The following is a 15,084-nucleotide window of genomic DNA, read 5'->3' on the forward strand; positions in this document are numbered from 1 at the left end:
AACTACCGAAAGGAAACATCATGCTGAACAAGAAACTGCTGAACACTCTGGTACTGGCCGCTTTGGCTGTTCCGACTTTGGCAATGGCCGAAGATGCACCGGCTTCTCCTCATACCGTGACCGGCAACGTCGGAATGGTCTCTAATTACGTGTTCCGTGGCATCACTCAAACTTCTCACAATCCTGCCGTTCAGGGCGGTTTTGACTACGCCCATGCTAGCGGCTTGTACGCAGGCGTGTGGGGCTCCAATGTAAGCTGGATCGCCGATAGCGGCGCAGTTGCTTCGGGCAGCGTGGGCATGGAACTGGACACCTATGCCGGCTTCAAGAACACCTTCGCAGAAGACTTCTCTTACGATATCGGCTTTGTCCGCTACAACTACTTGGGTAAATACACTCCAGCTGCTCCTTGGGTCAAGGCTGATACCGATGAAGTCTATGGCTCGATCGGCTACAAGTGGATCTCCGCCAAGTACTCGTACGGCTTGGGCAAGTTCCTGACCATCCCTGATGCACAAGGCACCAACTACATCGAACTGAATGCGAACTATCCAGTGAGCGACACCGGTATCACTTTGGGCGCGCACGTGGGCAAGCAAACGTACAAGGGTTCGTCTGCTGCCTACTTGGCAACGACTGCCAGCGGCTCTCCGACTTACACCGATTACAAGGTCAGCATCAGCAAGGATTTCAGTGGCTATGTGTTGGGCTTGGCATACAGCAAGACCAATGCCAGCAACTTCTACAACTGGCCAACCTTCGGTGGCAACTGGGGCAAGGGCGTAGCCATCTTGTCGCTGACTCACGCAATGTAATACTTTTGGGGCGGTTCGCCGCCCCACTCTACCAAGGAGAATGCGATGAAAATGGTCACAGCAATCATCAAGCCGTTCAAGCTGGACGAGGTGCGTGAAGCGTTGTCCGCCATCGGCGTACAAGGTATCACCGTCACCGAAGTCAAAGGCTTTGGTCGGCAAAAAGGGCACACCGAGCTATATCGCGGTGCCGAATATGTGGTGGATTTCCTGCCTAAGATCAAGTTGGAAGCCGCAGTCGCGAGCGAGATTCTGGATCAGGTGATCGAGGCAATCGAAAAGTCTGCTAAAACCGGCAAGATCGGCGACGGCAAGATCTTCGTGCAAGAAGTCGAGCAAGTAATCCGCATCCGTACCGGTGAAACCGGCCCTGAAGCCCTGTAAGGAGATCGAGATGAAGAAATTCTTAGCTGTATTTACGTTGCTGGCATCGCTGGGTGGCTTTGCTATCGCCGCCCATGCTGCTGATGCTGCCAGCGCGGTTGAGGCTGTATCGGCAGCGGTCGCAGCAGCTCCCGTAGCCGATGTCGCTGAAGCGGCCTCTGCCGTAGCGGAAGCCGCCCCTGCCCCCGTTCCCAACAAGGGTGACACTGCGTGGATGCTGGTCGCTACCGTTCTGGTAATTTTTATGAGTTTGCCAGGTCTAGGACTGTTCTACGGTGGCTTGGTGCGCACCAAGAACATGCTGTCGGTATTAACCCAAGTGTTCGTAATCTTCTGCGTAGTCGCGCTGTTATGGGTCACCTACGGCTATAGCGTTGCATTCACCGACGGCGGTTCGATCAATAGCTTCTTCGGCGGTTTGTCTAAGGCATTCTTGTCTGGCGTCACCCCCGACTCAGTCGTGGAAACATTCAGCAAGGGCGTGGTCATTCCAGAGATGCTGTTCATGGTGTTCCAGTTGACCTTCGCAGCTATCACTGTGGCGCTGATCGTCGGTGGATTCGTGGAACGCATCAAGTTCTCCGCATTGCTGGTGTTCGCCGTGCTGTGGTTCACCTTCTCCTACCTGCCAATGGCGCATATGGTCTGGTTCTGGGGCGGTCCTTCGGCCTTCGCTGATCCATCTGGCTTCATCTTCGGTAAGGGCGCGCTGGACTTCGCTGGTGGCACCGTGGTACACATCAACGCTGCGATGGCAGCTCTGGTAGGTGCTTTCGTGATCGGCAAACGTATCGGCTTCGGCAAGGAAAAGATGGCGCCGCACAGTCTGACTATGACCATGATCGGCGCATCCATGCTGTGGGTGGGTTGGTTCGGCTTCAACGCCGGCTCCAATCTGGAAGCTACTGGCACTGCAGTACTGGCAATGGTCAACACCACCGTGGCAACTGCCGCAGCGGCGTTGTCTTGGATGGCAGCGGAATGGATGTTGCGCGGCAAGCCTAGCTTGTTGGGTGTAGCTTCCGGTTGCGTGGCTGGCCTAGTAGCAGTAACGCCAGCTTGCGGCTTCATCGGCCCGATGGGTGCGATCGTCCTTGGCCTAGTTGCTGGTGTACTGTGCTTCTGGGGCGTCACCGGCCTGAAGAAGATGCTAGGCGCAGATGACTCGCTGGATGTATTCGGCGTGCATGGCGTAGGCGGCATCCTCGGCGCACTAGGTACCGGCGTTCTGGCAGCTCCCAGCTTGGGTGGCACGGGTGTATATGACTACGCAACTGGCGCAGTGGCGGAATACTCCATCGCTGCACAAGTGACTAGCCAAGCTTGGGGCGTGGGCACCACCATCCTGTGGTCGGGTATCGTCAGCTTCGTGTTGTTCAAGCTGATCGACATGACCATCGGTCTGCGTGTCAGCGACGAGCAAGAGCGCGAAGGTCTAGACACCGCCACTCACGGCGAACGAGCTTACGATTACTAATCTCGTCTAAACTGTAGCAACGACAAGGGCGCCAATGGCGCCCTTGTTCTTTGGGATATGCGGTTTCGTCTGCGTGGTTTTACTTAACTCGTTGACGCCCAACCTCTCTCAGACCTGAATCTCCTCCACGGCAAAGATGCGCCTATGCTCGCGGATGGCGTAACGGTCAGTCATACCCGCAATGTAATCCGCCACGGCACGGGCTCGATCCGCCTCGGCCTGATGCGCGAACTGCGGCGGCAACAAGCGACTGTCCTCCATGAACGCAGCAAACAGGTCAGTGATGATGCGACGTGCCTTAGAGCTCATGCGCATCACACGGTAGTGACGGTACAGATTGGCTCGCAAACAGGCTTTTAACTCGCGATTCTGCGCATAGATTTCGTCGCTAAAGGCGACGATGGCGGGCGCGTTACGCACATCGTTCAGCGTCTGCACCTGAGACTTGCTCAAATTACTTTCCGTCTCGCGGATCAAGTCGCCGACCAAGGTATTGATCATGCGACGGATAGTTTCATGCACCACGCGACGATCAGCCAAACCGGGATAAGCTGCACGCACCTCATTCAGATGGGTAGCAAACAACCGAACTTCGGCCAACTGCTCCAATGTAAGCAGCCCCGAACGCAGGCCATCGTCCACATCGTGGTTGTTGTAGGCGATCTCGTCAGCCAGGTTGGCGATCTGCGCTTCCAGCGAGGAGCGCTGGTTATTGAGGAAGCGCACACCGACATCGCCCAATTGTGCGGCGTTCTCGAGCGAGCAATGTTTAAGGATGCCCTCGCGCGTCTCGAAACATAGATTCAAACCGTCGAAGGCGGCGTAGCGCTCTTCTAGCACATCCACCACGCGCAATGATTGTAAGTTGTGCTCAAAGCCACCGTAATCCTTCATGCAGGCGTTGAGCGCATCTTGTCCGGCGTGGCCGAACGGCGTGTGACCAAGATCGTGAGCCAGCGCCACCGCCTCGGTAAGGTCTTCGTTCAGACGCAAGCGGCGGGCGATGGAACGGCCAATTTGCGCAACTTCGATGCTATGCGTCAAGCGGGTGCGGAACAGGTCACCCTCGTGGTTCACGAACACCTGCGTTTTGTATTCTAGGCGGCGGAAGGCGGTGGAGTGGATGATACGATCACGGTCGCGCTGGAATTCGCTACGTCCCGGCGGAGTGTCTTCCGCGTTACGACGGCCACGCGAACTGGCTGGATCGGCGGCGTAACTAGCTAGTTCAGACATGTACAGCCTCTAGTGTCAGGCGTAGCAGGTCGGCAGGCGCTTCCGACACCAGTCCCTGTCCGATGGATTTCAGCAACACGAAACGCAGCTTACCGCCCTCCACTTTCTTATCCAAGCCCATCAGATTGAGGTATTGCTCGACTCCAAGCTGGGGTGGAGTCAGCGGCAACTTGGCGCGCTCGAACAGGATGCGCGTGCGCGCCACATCCGCTGCTGTCAGCCAGCCCATGCGCTGCGACAAATCCGCCGCCATCATCGTGCCTGCCGCCACGGCCGCGCCGTGCAACCAAGCGCCATAACCCATGCCGTTCTCGATGGCATGGCCGAAAGTATGACCAAGGTTGAGCAACGCGCGCTCGCCAGTCTCTCGCTCGTCGGCAGCGACGACTTCGGCCTTGTTCCGGCAACTGCGCGCGATGGCGTATTGCAATGCGGCAGGGTCGCGCGCCAGCAGCTTGTCGATATTGCCCTCCAGCCATTCGAAGAACGGCAGGTCGCGAATCAGACCATATTTGATGACTTCGGCCAGACCGGCGGACAGTTCCTCGTCCGGCAAGGTATTGAGCGTCACCGTATCAGCGATCACCGCCTTCGGTTGGTAGAACGCACCGATCATGTTCTTTCCCAGCGGGTGATTGATCCCGGTCTTGCCGCCCACCGAGGAGTCCACCTGCGATAGCAGCGTGGTGGGAATCTGGATGAACGGCACACCGCGCAGATAGGTCGCAGCGGCATAACCAGTCATGTCGCCGATGACCCCGCCGCCCAGTGCGATCAAGGGCGTGCTGCGTTCGCAGCGATGGGTGAGCAGCGCGTCGTAGATCAGGTTCAGCGTCTCGAACGTCTTGTATTGCTCGCCGTCCGGCAGGATCACCGGCACCACGCTGACACCGCTCGACTCCAGCAAGCCCTGCACCTGCGCCAGATACAGCGGCGCGACAGTGGTGTTGGTGACGATGGCGCAGCGCTTCTTCGGCAGATGCGGCAGCAGTAACTCAGCACACTCCAACAACCCTGTGCCAATGTGAATAGGATAGGAGCGATCAGCTAAGCCTACGGTCAGAGTTTGCATGGTTCGTGTGCCTGTGTGTTGTTAGCTTGCAGCCCGAGTTTGCGGATCAGTTCTGCAACCAGCGTCTGCACGCCTTGCCGTCCAGTGTGGACGATCAGATCGGCGACTTCAGTGTAAAGCGGATCGCGCTGACTCAGCAGTTCCTGCAATTTCGCGCGCGGATCAGCGGTTTGCAGCAAGGGTCGATTACGGTCGTGACGAGTGCGTTGCCAGAGCTCATGCACCGAACCTTTCAGATAGACCACCACACCGTTGTCGCTCATCTCGATTCGATTTTGCGGCAAGATGACCGCCCCACCACCGGTGGCTAAAATAAGACCGTTGCGCTGCATCAGATCATGAATCGCACAACTCTCACGCCGCCGAAACCCTTCCTCGCCCTCGACTTCGAATATGTGCGGAATCGAGACACCAGTACGGCGTTGTATTTCGTCATCACTATCGACGAAAACCTTGCCCAATTGGCGCGCCAAACATTTTCCAACGGTGGTCTTGCCTGCACCCATCATGCCGACAAGAACGACATTACCGGATTCGCGTTTGGGGTGTGCTGTATCAACAGTTTGCATGGAGACGAATTGTAACGAAAAGCGCTGGTGCCGAGAACAAAAAGCCCGCAACAGGGTGCGGGCTTGCTTGCCTGCAACTGACTCGATCAGCGCAGGTTCAAGCTATCTTTCAGCACTTTCGGGGACAAGAAAATCAGCAACTCGCCCTTATCATCCTGTCGCTTGGTGTTTTTGAACAAATTACCGAGTATGGGCACATCGCCCAAGAGCGGCACTTTGTTGATGGTCGTGATGTCGGTCTGAGTATGAACGCCACCGATCATCACCGTACCGCCATTTTCCACCAGCACCTGAGTCACCACCTTGTTGGTATCTACCGTAGGAACACCCTGCACAATCAGCGTGCCGACCGTATCCTTGTTGATCGACACGTTCATGATGACGTTCTCATCTGGAGTGATCTGCGGTTTGACCTTGAGAATCAGGCTGGCTTTCTTGAAGGCGATCGTGGGTGGAGCACCCACAGCAGCGATGGTCTGATACGGAATCTCCGTACCCTGCTCGATGATGGCTTCCTGCTGATCGGCAGTCACCACGCGCGGACTGGAAATGATGCGACCTTTACCATCGGTCTCGGACGCGGTGATCTCCAGCGAAAGCAGCTTACTCAGCCCCTTGTTGAACAACAACATTGAGAATGTGCCTGCGGCATTCGCCACCGGCAGATTGACATTTGGGATATTGGCGTTTGCCGTGAAGGTGCCGCCCGCCACGCCATTAATCGGATTGATGACGCCCGCTGGTGCGATGACCTGATTGGCACCGATGTTACCGCGCAGATTACCTCCACCAAAAGTGTCGGTGGAGCCATAACCCAAACGCGCGCCCAGACTACGGCCAAACTTGTTCGAAGCTTCGATGATGCGGGCTTCGATCATCACTTGTCTCACTGGCACATCGATCTGCTTGATGAGGCTGCGCACCGACTCCAGCTGCGAGGAGGTGTCCTGCACAAAGATGGTATTAGTGCGAGGATCGACCACAGCACTGCCACGCTTCGACAAGATACGCTGTTTTTCGTTAGACAGGATCGCCGCCACTGCATCCGCCTGCTGATAGTTCAACTGGAAGCTTTCCGTATGAACTGACTCCAATTCAGAGATCTCTTGCTTAGCCGTCAGTGCCAGTTTTTCTTTGGCGGCCAACTCTTCACGTGGCGCAATCTGCACCACATTACCAGAGCGACGCATATCCAGCCCTCGGCTCTGCATGATGATGTCCAGCGCCTGATCCCACGGCACTTCCTTCAGACGCAAAGTCAAATTGCCCGTCACCGAATCGCTGATGACGATATTCATGTTGGTAAAATCGGCTATGACGTTGAGTGCCTCGCGCACTGAAATATTCTGAAAGTTCAGCGACAGTTTCTCACCACTGTAAGCACCAGCCTTGGCCAACTTGTTCGGGTCTTCCACAACAGGCTTGATCTCGACAACAAAACGGTTGTCAGTTTGGTAGCTGGCGTATTCCCACGCTCCCTTCGGTTCAATCACCATATACACATGGTCACCCCGCACGAACGTATCGACCATCTGCACCGGCGTGCCGAAATCCACCACATCCAACTTGTGCTGCAAGTTGGCAGGCAACTGGGTCTTGCTAAAATCCACGAGAAGATTGCGGCCTTGGCGACGTACGTCGATGCCGATGTTCACATCCGACAAATCCACTTGGATGCGCCCTTCACCGTTCTTGCCACGTCGAAAATCGATGTCCCGCAGGCTATGCTTCTGACTGGCCGACGCGCTCTCTGGAGCAAATCGAGAGGTGCCGGTGCTGCTGGCCAAAGCGGCTGTTTGCAAAGTGATCAACAAGTCGTTGCCCACCAGTTTGGTACTGTAAGGCAGTGAGCGATTCAGGTTGAGCACCAAGCGCGTACGATCTTCACCTTGGATAATCTCGACGTTGCGGAGCTCGCTCTGGTTGAACTCTTGCGTAGAACGTCCCAGCTCGTTGGACGCCCCCATGAAGTCCACGATAATGCGAGACGGCCCATCTACACTAAAGCTCTCCGGGAGACGACTCAGTGCCTTGCTTAGGCTGACTTTAATGACTAACGTATTAGTCTCGGCCGCATTAGCCGAAACCGCTACTAAGCTATTTTGCCAATCTGCCGCGTGAGCGCCCGCTGCACCTGTCAGTAGCGCCAACATCGCCCAACGTGCGATCTGCTTCTTCATCTTGTCGAACAATCTCATTGTTGAACTCCCGTTCACTCTACCAATTGCAGTGCGCTCTGGCGCTCAGACCAGTCACCGCCGCTGTCTTGTACCATTTCCCGCAACTTGATGGCCGTTTCGGAGATCGAGATGATCTGGCCGAAATTTTGCCCTATGTAGTTGCCCGCACGGACATTGTGAATACGACCATCCGGTGCACGCACCACCGCATAACTCGCCTTAGCCATCTGAAAGTAACCAACCATCTTCAAGCTTTCCAGCGGATACTCTTCTAGCATCTCGTGGTGACGATCCAAATCAGGTTCATTCAGGCCGGGGCGCCCACCCTGCTTAAGGCTAGGCTTACGTGGCTTGAACGGATCGGGCAAGTTGGTCGCGTTGTTATAGCTGAACACCTCGTAGGGCTTGGCCTCAGGCGGCGGGCTAATCTTGCCGCGCATCCCATCGCCTGCTTTGGCGATAAAATCCTTGAGATCAGGGAACTCATCCCCCGCGCACGCGGACAGCGTCAACAGCAAGAGTAGAGCCGTCAGCCGTTTCATTTCGGCGCCCCTGCGGCTTTAGCAGCTTTCTTTTGTGCAGCTAACTCAGCGTCATCCAAATAGCGGTAGGTCTTGGCAGTGGCATCCATTCCCAGTGCACCTGAGCCACCTTGGCTGATGGCGATATCGTTCAAGGTAACAATGCGCGAAAGCTGTGAGATGTCGCTGGCGAAATGGCCGATATCGTCATAATCACCGGTGACGCGAATAGCGATGGGCTGTTCAGCAAATACGCCGGTGATCACCTCGGGAGCAGGACGAAACAATTCGAATTGCAGGCCGCGTCCCAAACCCGCCTGATTGATATCAGTCAACAGCGCATCCATCTCTGACTTATTCGGCAGTTGCTTAAGCAAAGCACCAAATGATTGCTCGGTTACCTGCATCTGCTTCTTGATCAGATCGAGATTGATCGCCTGCCGTTTTTTGTCGAGGAAGACATTTTTAAGCGTAGTCTCCTCGACCTGATAACCGCTCAGCGTATCCCATTGACCTTGCCAATCCAATAAGGCGCCGACCACTAACACCAGCAAGAAAATCAAGGACAGCGAGAACAACTTGACCGATTGCGGCCATTCACCTGGCGTTTTCGGATTGACCGCTTTCAGTTCGTCGAGCAATTTCACGAGTTCCCTCCATGCTTCTCATCAGCCGATTTAGCGGCTTCAGGATGGGTCACGTTAAAATTCAGCGAGAACTCATTGGTTCGTACGTTATTGGCCAAAGAGGTATGAATGTCCACCAATACGGGAGAGTCCAGCCATGGCGAGTCTTCAATCGAACGCATCAACGTAGAAACGCGACCATTCGACTGAGCGTAGCCAATCAGATTGATCTGCTTACCCGTTTGTTTGATGGATTTGATGTACACGCCTTCGGGGAGCAAGTGCAGCATCTGGTCGAGCAGGTGCACCACATCTGCACGGGTACTTTGCAGATCTTCGACCACCGTCTTGCGCGCCATCAATGAATTACTCTGCTCACGCAATTGACGAATATCGGCAATCTGCGCATCCAGTACAGCGATCTCTTGCTTCAAATAATTGTTGCGGCGCTCCTGATAATCAATCTTGCCACCGATCACCAGATGAACAACGCCAACCACCAGCAAACCAAGCAAAACAGCCAGCACACTGAATGCGATAAATTCGTTTTGTCGGGCGCGCCGCTTTTCTGCGCGATGCGGAAGAAGATTGATACGAATCATGACGGATCGAACCTCCGCAGCGCCAATCCGCAGGCAACCAATAAAGACGGCGCATCCAGCAGCAACTGACGCTGGGTGATACGCTTGGATAAGCTCATGTTCACAAAAGGATTCACCAACTCGGTCGGAATACCCGTTTGCTTGCCGATAGCTGCAACCAATCCCTCAATACCTGCACCCCCACCCGCAACGATCAGCTTGCTGATGTCGCTATAGGGAGACGAACTATAGAAGAATTGCAAAGCACGCATCACTTCCATCGCCACGTTTTCACGGAATGGGTCGAGCACGTCGGTCACATAGTTATCGGGCAGACCGCCTTTACGCTTGGCGATCTCCGCCTCTTCGGGTGACAGGCCAAACAGCCCCTGTATCTGTCGATTAAGTTGATCGCCGCCCACTTGTTGATCTCGTGAGTAGATCGACTCTCCCCCCTTCAATACATTGATGTTGGTTGAATTCGAACCCACATCAACTAGCGCGACCAGACTCTCCTCAGCATCCACCAGCGACAGCGGAGAGATCAAGCCAAACGCCACTTGCTCAGCGTACGACTCAACATCGATGATCACTGCTTTTAAGCCAGCCGATTGCGCGGCAGCCACTCTATCTTCGACATTGGCTTTGCGGGAAGCGGCCAAAAACACCACGATCTCCTCCGCATTACCGGGTGCTGGGCCCAGCACCTGAAAATCCAAGTTGACCTCCTCCATCGCAAACGGGATGTACTGACTCGCTTCCGCCTCGATCTGCAACTCCAATACCTCTTCGTCCAACCCTGCCGCCAACAGGATGCGGCGAGTAATGACCGCCGATGCAGGTAGTGCCATGCAAACGTTACGGGTATTGGAGCCTAGTCGATTCCAAGCGCGCTCTAGGCAGGCGGCAACAACTTCGAGATTATTGATCGCGCCATCGGTGATCGCATCCTTCGGCAAAGGTTCGATGGCATAGTGTTCCAGTTGATAGTTGTTCCCGCTTTTGCTCAACTCAACCAACTTAATGGCAGACGAGCCTATATCCACCCCGATCAATGGATGGGAGCGATCACGAAAGAAGCTCAGCTTGAAATCGAATTTCCCGTTAAACATGAGCCAGAAGGCGACGGTTTTTAGTTATGCGAGGCATCCTAACAACATCCTTTAGGTGTGTAAATAAACCTTGCTGTTTTTTATTCACTTTTTAGGAAATTAAGTAGCAGCCCGACCGAATCCCCAGGAGACACATCGGCACCTATTTATTTATCTTTAATCCGCTTAGCCGATATAATCCGCCCCAGCCCCATCCTTATACGACCATACACCATGACCTCTCGCTGGTGGTTCTACCCCGCCCTTGCTGCCTTTGCTGCCGTGCTAGTGCCCGCACTGATATTAGGTTTTGCAGCCATCATGACCTATCCCACGCTGCCTTCGTTAGAGGTGCTGACAGACTACCGCCCCAAAGTACCATTGCGGGTGTATAGCTCGGACGGCGTACTGCTGGGCGAATTCGGCGAAGAGCGTCGCGCACTGGTAAAGATTGACGAAGTCCCTGATTTAATGAAAAAAGCCATTTTGGCCGCAGAAGATGATCGCTTCTATCAGCATGGTGGCATAGATTATCTTGGCGTACTGCGTGCCGCACTATCCAACTTCACCTCCGACTCCAAGCAAGGTGCCAGCACCATTACCATGCAGGTGGCACGCAACTTCTTCCTCACCAAAGAGAAAACCATCACCCGCAAGTTCAACGAGATGCTTTTAGCATTCAAGATTGAGCACAGTCTGAGCAAGAACGATATCTTCCAGCTTTACATCAATCAAATTTACTTAGGCCAACGTGCTTACGGCTTCGCCGCCGCTTCGCAGATTTATTTTGGTAAAACGCTGGATCAACTACATCCCGCAGAGATGGCAATGCTGGCCGGCCTACCCAAAGCTCCTTCAGCTTACAATCCAGTTGCCAATCCCAAGCGCGCCAAACTGCGCCAGATGTACGTATTGCGCCGGATGCACGAACTAAAATTCATCGACGATAGCGAGTACAAGACCGCTCAGGACGAGCAGCTTAACGTCAAGCATGGCTATCAATCATTCGCGGTACGCGCCGACTTCCTGTCCGAGATGGTGCGCCAAGAAGTCTATGACCGCTTTCAGGAAGCGACATACACCCAAGGTTACCGCGTCTATACCACCATTCGCCAAGCAGACCAGCGGGCCGCCTACGAATCCGTTCGTCGTGGCGTGATCGACTACGATCACCGTCACGGTTACCGCGGGCCCGAAGGCTTTGTGAGCATCGCCCAAGGCGGTGAGGAGACTCTGGAAGACGCTCTGCAAGAAATCAGTGAGAGCGATGACCTATTGCCCGCCATTGTCCAGAACGTCAGCTCGAACTCCGTCTCTGCGTATTGCCGGGGAGGCGAGATTGCCGAGATCAGTGGCGACGGATTAAAGTTTGCACAGCGCGCATTTAGTGAAAAGACCCCGCTCAATCAACGCATCCGAGTTGGCTCCATCATACGAGTACAACGCAATGACAAAGGCGCATGGCAGATTACACAATTGCCCCAAGTCGAAGCCGCGTTCGTCGCCGCCAGCCCACAGACCGGCTCGATCTTTGCCTTGGTAGGCGGCTTCGATTTTGGCCGCAATAAGTTCAATCACATTACCCAAGCTTGGCGACAGCCTGGCTCCAGTATCAAGCCGTTCATCTATTCAGCGGCGCTGGAGAAGGGCATTACCCCAGCCACCATCTTTCAGGATGCCCCGCTGACTTTTGACTCCTCGCAAACTGGTAGCGAAGCTTGGTCACCTAAAAATTTTGATGGCAAGTTCGATGGTCCGATGCGGGTGCGCGCAGCCTTAACCAAGTCTAAGAATCTGGTGACAGTGCGCATCATGCAAGCGATCACGCCTGAGTTCGCCCGCGAACACCTCGCCCGCTTCGGCTTCGATCCCGAGAAGCATCCGCCTTACCTGACGACGGCATTAGGTGCAGGTTCGGTCACACCGATGCAGATGCTGGTCGGCTACTCCACCTTTGCCAACGGCGGCTACCGCATTGCGCCTTACTTCATCGACCGCATCGAGGATGGCAAGGGCAAAGTACTGAGCCTAGCCAAGCCCCTAGTCGCTGGCGATTCCGCTGAACAGGTGATTGACGTGCGCAACTCCTACACCATGATCAGTATGATGCAAGATGTAGTGAGCCGGGGAACAGCAACGCGGGCGATGCAACTTGGACGTCATGACCTCGCGGGCAAGACTGGAACCACGAGTGACTCGATGGATGCGTGGTTCTGTGGCTTCCAGGCTTCATTGGTCGGCATCTCTTGGATCGGCTTCGACACTCCACGCTCTCTGGGTGACAAGGAAACCGGTGGGATGGCAGCACTTCCGATCTGGATGGGCTATATGGCTAAGGCACTGAAAGACGTGCCTGAAGTCGAATATCAGATGCCCGAAGGCATGGTTGCGTTAAAAATCAACGATAGTGGCCGACGCGACCCAGACGGGGCCATCACAGAGTTCTTCTACGAAGAACACGCTCCCGCATCCCTCCTGGAAACGTTAGCCAAGCCATTCGAGGCTATCAAGGACAAGCTGTTCTCGCCATGAAACGTGACCTGATGCGCGAGCAAATCGCGCACCACGCGGCTCGTCTGATAGCCGAGGATGGCGTCACCGATTTTGCCTTTGCCAAGCGCAAGGCTGCCCGCCAAATGGGAGCTCCTGACACGCACCACCTACCGAGCAATCAGGAAGTGGAAGCGGCGTTGCGTAGCTTTCGCGCCTTGTATCAGCACGACAGCCACCCCAGCGTGGTACGCGCCCTACGCGAACAGGCGCTCTACACCATGCAGCAGCTCAGTCAGTTCCACCCGTACCTGACCGGCTCTGTTTTGAGCGGAACAGCTGGTGAACAGTCAGACATCAATCTAGTGGTGTTTTCGGATGATGAGAAGGCGGTGTTACTCTACCTACTCAAACTCGGGATCGAATTCGATGGTGGCGAATGGAAAGTGTCACTATCAGGCAGGATGCAGACCGTACCCAACTACACGCTGCAAACAGAGTCTGGTGTCCCGCTACATCTGACTGTACTCCCCGACAGCGCCCGCCATAGCAGCGGACGCAAACCGGAAACTCATGCCGACATCGCAGCGGTGACTGCGCTATTACACGATAGTCAAATCAATACAATGCCTGATTCACCGCAGCCAGATCATCTTCACTCAGATCGCCCGCAGCCGCTTTGAGACGCAAACGGCTCATCAGGAAGTTGTATTCCGCCTGATAAAGGTCGCGGCGGGTAGCATAGAGTTGCTGCTGCGCGTTGAGCACATCAAGGTTGGTACGAACGCCGACTTCCTGCCCCAACTTGCTGGCATCCAACAAACTCGCGCTGGATTTCAGTGCCTGTTGTAAGGCACCCACCTGAGCGATGCCGCTTTCCACCCCCAGATAGGCTTGCTGCGTTTGCAACTCGACATTGCGACGCGCGGTTTCTAGCTCTTGACGAGCGCGCTCACGATTAGCCTCCGCTTCGCGCCATTTTGATTGGGTTGCCATGCCTTGGAAGATAGGCACCGTCACTTGCACTCCGACGACGGTGTTGCGGGTATCACTACCGAAGCCGAAGGTGCCGCCGTTAGCATTGTTCTGCCCATAGCTGGCAACGATATCTGCCGTCGGTGAGTGGCCACTCATGCTGCGCGTCACTTCCTTATCAGCGAGCTCGGCACCTGCTTGCGCGGCGGTTACTTGCGGATTATGCAAAGTGGCCGTTTCGATCCAGCCACTCATCACCGCCGGCTGAGGCGGGTCAAGTCGTAGCTCTTGATTCAAGATACGCAAATCATTGCTGGTAGTGCCAGTGAGTTGCTGCAAGGCGCGACGCTTCACAAGTAAGCCACTTTGGGCAGCGATCAATTGCGAGTTGACCAAATCGTGGCGGGCTTGTGCTTCATAGACATCGGTGACAGTAGCGCTGCCCACTTCAAAGTTTCGCTTGGCTTGAGCCAACTGCTCAGCAATGGCAGTCTTTTGCGCTTCAGCCAATTGCACACTATCTTGTGCCATCAGCACATCGAAATAGGCTTGTGCCACACGCAACACCAAGTCCTGCTCGGCAGCGCGAAACTGAGCATCCGCCATCACCACTTGCAACTCAGATTGACTATAGCCCAACCAGTTCTGTGGGCGAAACAAGGGCTGCACCAACGCAACGGTGTAGCCGTAACTGTTGTAGCGGCTGGTATAGGGATTCGGCAAACCAAAGCGAGCGTTAGTCGCCGAGTTAGTCGTCGAGTTATTGAACGTACTGTTAGCTACCAAATTGACGCTAGGCAGCAGCAGAGCGCGCCCCTGAGTCAGCTTTTCCTGACCCGCCTGATGGGTGGCACGGGCAGCGGCGAATATGGAGTCCAATCCTTGCGCTGCATGGTACGCGTCCAGCAAGTCCATGCCCTGCGCCACAGGCGCGGCGAACATGGCCAGCAAACAGTAAAGGGACTTAAGTTTCATCGAGGAATACCTATATAAGACTTCTCTAATGCTATCAAAACGCTCGTATTTAGTGCAACTTTCCGGCGCATTATAGCTTCGATAGCCACATA

General features: G+C 54.9%; 14 protein-coding genes. 5 read left to right on the forward strand and 9 right to left on the reverse strand.

Annotated features, from left to right (window positions below):
• The first annotated feature begins 20 nt into the window (after positions 1 to 20).
• The 3 genes from OYT1_RS12140 to OYT1_RS12150 are packed head-to-tail and all read left to right on the forward strand — an operon-like array spanning position 21 to position 2,676.
• Entirely contained in the window at positions 21 to 815 is a 795-nt protein-coding gene (locus tag OYT1_RS12140) for a TorF family putative porin (RefSeq protein WP_062626573.1), read from the forward strand.
• A 45-nt stretch (positions 816 to 860) separates the two neighbouring features.
• A complete protein-coding gene (gene glnK / locus OYT1_RS12145) occupies positions 861 to 1,199 on the forward strand; it encodes a P-II family nitrogen regulator (protein WP_062626572.1) in 339 nt (112 codons plus the stop codon).
• A 10-nt stretch (positions 1,200 to 1,209) separates the two neighbouring features.
• Positions 1,210 to 2,676: an ammonium transporter gene (locus tag OYT1_RS12150; protein ID WP_062626571.1), complete on the forward strand. Its 1,467-nt coding sequence runs from the start codon at positions 1,210 to 1,212 to the stop codon at positions 2,674 to 2,676.
• A gap of 108 nt (positions 2,677 to 2,784) precedes the next feature.
• Here the strand turns inward: OYT1_RS12150 and OYT1_RS12155 are convergent, their stop codons facing one another.
• The 8 genes from OYT1_RS12155 to OYT1_RS12190 all read right to left on the reverse strand — a co-directional run bounded on the left by OYT1_RS12155 (position 2,785) and on the right by OYT1_RS12190 (position 10,573).
• Positions 2,785 to 3,912, reverse strand: a complete 1,128-nt coding sequence (locus OYT1_RS12155) for a deoxyguanosinetriphosphate triphosphohydrolase (RefSeq protein ID WP_062626570.1) — start codon at positions 3,910 to 3,912, stop codon at positions 2,785 to 2,787.
• Entirely contained in the window at positions 3,905 to 4,984 is a 1,080-nt protein-coding gene (aroB, locus tag OYT1_RS12160; RefSeq protein ID WP_062626569.1) for a 3-dehydroquinate synthase, read from the reverse strand. The genes OYT1_RS12155 and aroB overlap by 8 nt, the downstream gene beginning before the upstream one ends.
• Positions 4,972 to 5,553 (reverse strand): shikimate kinase, encoded by a 582-nt coding sequence (locus tag OYT1_RS12165; protein ID WP_062626568.1) that lies wholly within the window; start codon positions 5,551 to 5,553, stop codon positions 4,972 to 4,974. Before OYT1_RS12165 ends, aroB begins: the two co-directional genes overlap by 13 nt.
• Before the next feature lie 86 nt (positions 5,554 to 5,639).
• Positions 5,640 to 7,751, reverse strand: a complete 2,112-nt coding sequence (gene pilQ, locus OYT1_RS12170) for a type IV pilus secretin PilQ (protein WP_062626567.1) — start codon at positions 7,749 to 7,751, stop codon at positions 5,640 to 5,642.
• A gap of 14 nt (positions 7,752 to 7,765) precedes the next feature.
• Positions 7,766 to 8,275, reverse strand: coding sequence for a pilus assembly protein PilP (locus tag OYT1_RS12175; RefSeq protein WP_062626566.1), 510 nt, complete (start codon positions 8,273 to 8,275; stop codon positions 7,766 to 7,768).
• Positions 8,272 to 8,901 (reverse strand): type IV pilus inner membrane component PilO, encoded by a 630-nt coding sequence (locus tag OYT1_RS12180; protein ID WP_062626565.1) that lies wholly within the window; start codon positions 8,899 to 8,901, stop codon positions 8,272 to 8,274. Before OYT1_RS12180 ends, OYT1_RS12175 begins: the two co-directional genes overlap by 4 nt.
• The gene (locus OYT1_RS12185) at positions 8,898 to 9,482 is read right to left on the reverse strand and encodes a PilN domain-containing protein (protein ID WP_062626564.1); all 585 of its coding nucleotides are present in this window, start codon (positions 9,480 to 9,482) and stop codon (positions 8,898 to 8,900) included. Before OYT1_RS12185 ends, OYT1_RS12180 begins: the two co-directional genes overlap by 4 nt.
• Entirely contained in the window at positions 9,479 to 10,573 is a 1,095-nt protein-coding gene (locus OYT1_RS12190; protein WP_062626563.1) for a pilus assembly protein PilM, read from the reverse strand. Before OYT1_RS12190 ends, OYT1_RS12185 begins: the two co-directional genes overlap by 4 nt.
• Before the next feature lie 213 nt (positions 10,574 to 10,786).
• Between OYT1_RS12190 and OYT1_RS12195 the strand changes: the two genes are divergently transcribed.
• On the forward strand, positions 10,787 to 13,084 hold the full coding sequence (locus OYT1_RS12195) for a penicillin-binding protein 1A (RefSeq protein ID WP_062626562.1): 2,298 nt from the start codon (positions 10,787 to 10,789) through the stop codon (positions 13,082 to 13,084).
• Positions 13,081 to 13,725: a nucleotidyltransferase domain-containing protein gene (locus OYT1_RS12200; RefSeq protein WP_197714087.1), complete on the forward strand. Its 645-nt coding sequence runs from the start codon at positions 13,081 to 13,083 to the stop codon at positions 13,723 to 13,725. Before OYT1_RS12195 ends, OYT1_RS12200 begins: the two co-directional genes overlap by 4 nt.
• On the opposite strand, the gene OYT1_RS12205 is transcribed toward OYT1_RS12200, so the two are convergent.
• Positions 13,661 to 14,992, reverse strand: coding sequence for a TolC family outer membrane protein (locus OYT1_RS12205; RefSeq protein ID WP_062626561.1), 1,332 nt, complete (start codon positions 14,990 to 14,992; stop codon positions 13,661 to 13,663). The two genes, OYT1_RS12200 and OYT1_RS12205, sit on opposite strands and share 65 nt — an antisense overlap.
• Between the last annotated feature and the right edge of the window lie 92 nt (positions 14,993 to 15,084).

The sequence above is a fragment of the Ferriphaselus amnicola genome (assembly GCF_000974685.2).
Taxonomy (GTDB): domain Bacteria; phylum Pseudomonadota; class Gammaproteobacteria; order Burkholderiales; family Gallionellaceae; genus Ferriphaselus; species Ferriphaselus amnicola.

Bases quoted from the DNA above. Each gene is read 5' to 3' on its own strand.
- OYT1_RS12140 (WP_062626573.1), top strand. From the start codon at position 21: ATGCTGAACAAGAAACTGCTGAACACTCTGGTACTGGCCGCTTTGGCT.
- glnK (WP_062626572.1), top strand. From the start codon at position 861: ATGAAAATGGTCACAGCAATCATCAAGCCGTTCAAGCTGGACGAGGTG.
- OYT1_RS12150 (WP_062626571.1), top strand. From the start codon at position 1,210: ATGAAGAAATTCTTAGCTGTATTTACGTTGCTGGCATCGCTGGGTGGC.
- OYT1_RS12155 (WP_062626570.1), bottom strand. From the start codon at position 3,912: ATGTCTGAACTAGCTAGTTACGCCGCCGATCCAGCCAGTTCGCGTGGC.
- aroB (WP_062626569.1), bottom strand. From the start codon at position 4,984: ATGCAAACTCTGACCGTAGGCTTAGCTGATCGCTCCTATCCTATTCAC.
- OYT1_RS12165 (WP_062626568.1), bottom strand. From the start codon at position 5,553: ATGCAAACTGTTGATACAGCACACCCCAAACGCGAATCCGGTAATGTC.
- pilQ (WP_062626567.1), bottom strand. From the start codon at position 7,751: ATGAGATTGTTCGACAAGATGAAGAAGCAGATCGCACGTTGGGCGATG.
- OYT1_RS12175 (WP_062626566.1), bottom strand. From the start codon at position 8,275: ATGAAACGGCTGACGGCTCTACTCTTGCTGTTGACGCTGTCCGCGTGC.
- OYT1_RS12185 (WP_062626564.1), bottom strand. From the start codon at position 9,482: ATGATTCGTATCAATCTTCTTCCGCATCGCGCAGAAAAGCGGCGCGCC.
- OYT1_RS12190 (WP_062626563.1), bottom strand. From the start codon at position 10,573: ATGTTTAACGGGAAATTCGATTTCAAGCTGAGCTTCTTTCGTGATCGC.
- OYT1_RS12195 (WP_062626562.1), top strand. From the start codon at position 10,787: ATGACCTCTCGCTGGTGGTTCTACCCCGCCCTTGCTGCCTTTGCTGCC.
- OYT1_RS12200 (WP_197714087.1), top strand. From the start codon at position 13,081: ATGAAACGTGACCTGATGCGCGAGCAAATCGCGCACCACGCGGCTCGT.
- OYT1_RS12205 (WP_062626561.1), bottom strand. From the start codon at position 14,992: ATGAAACTTAAGTCCCTTTACTGTTTGCTGGCCATGTTCGCCGCGCCT.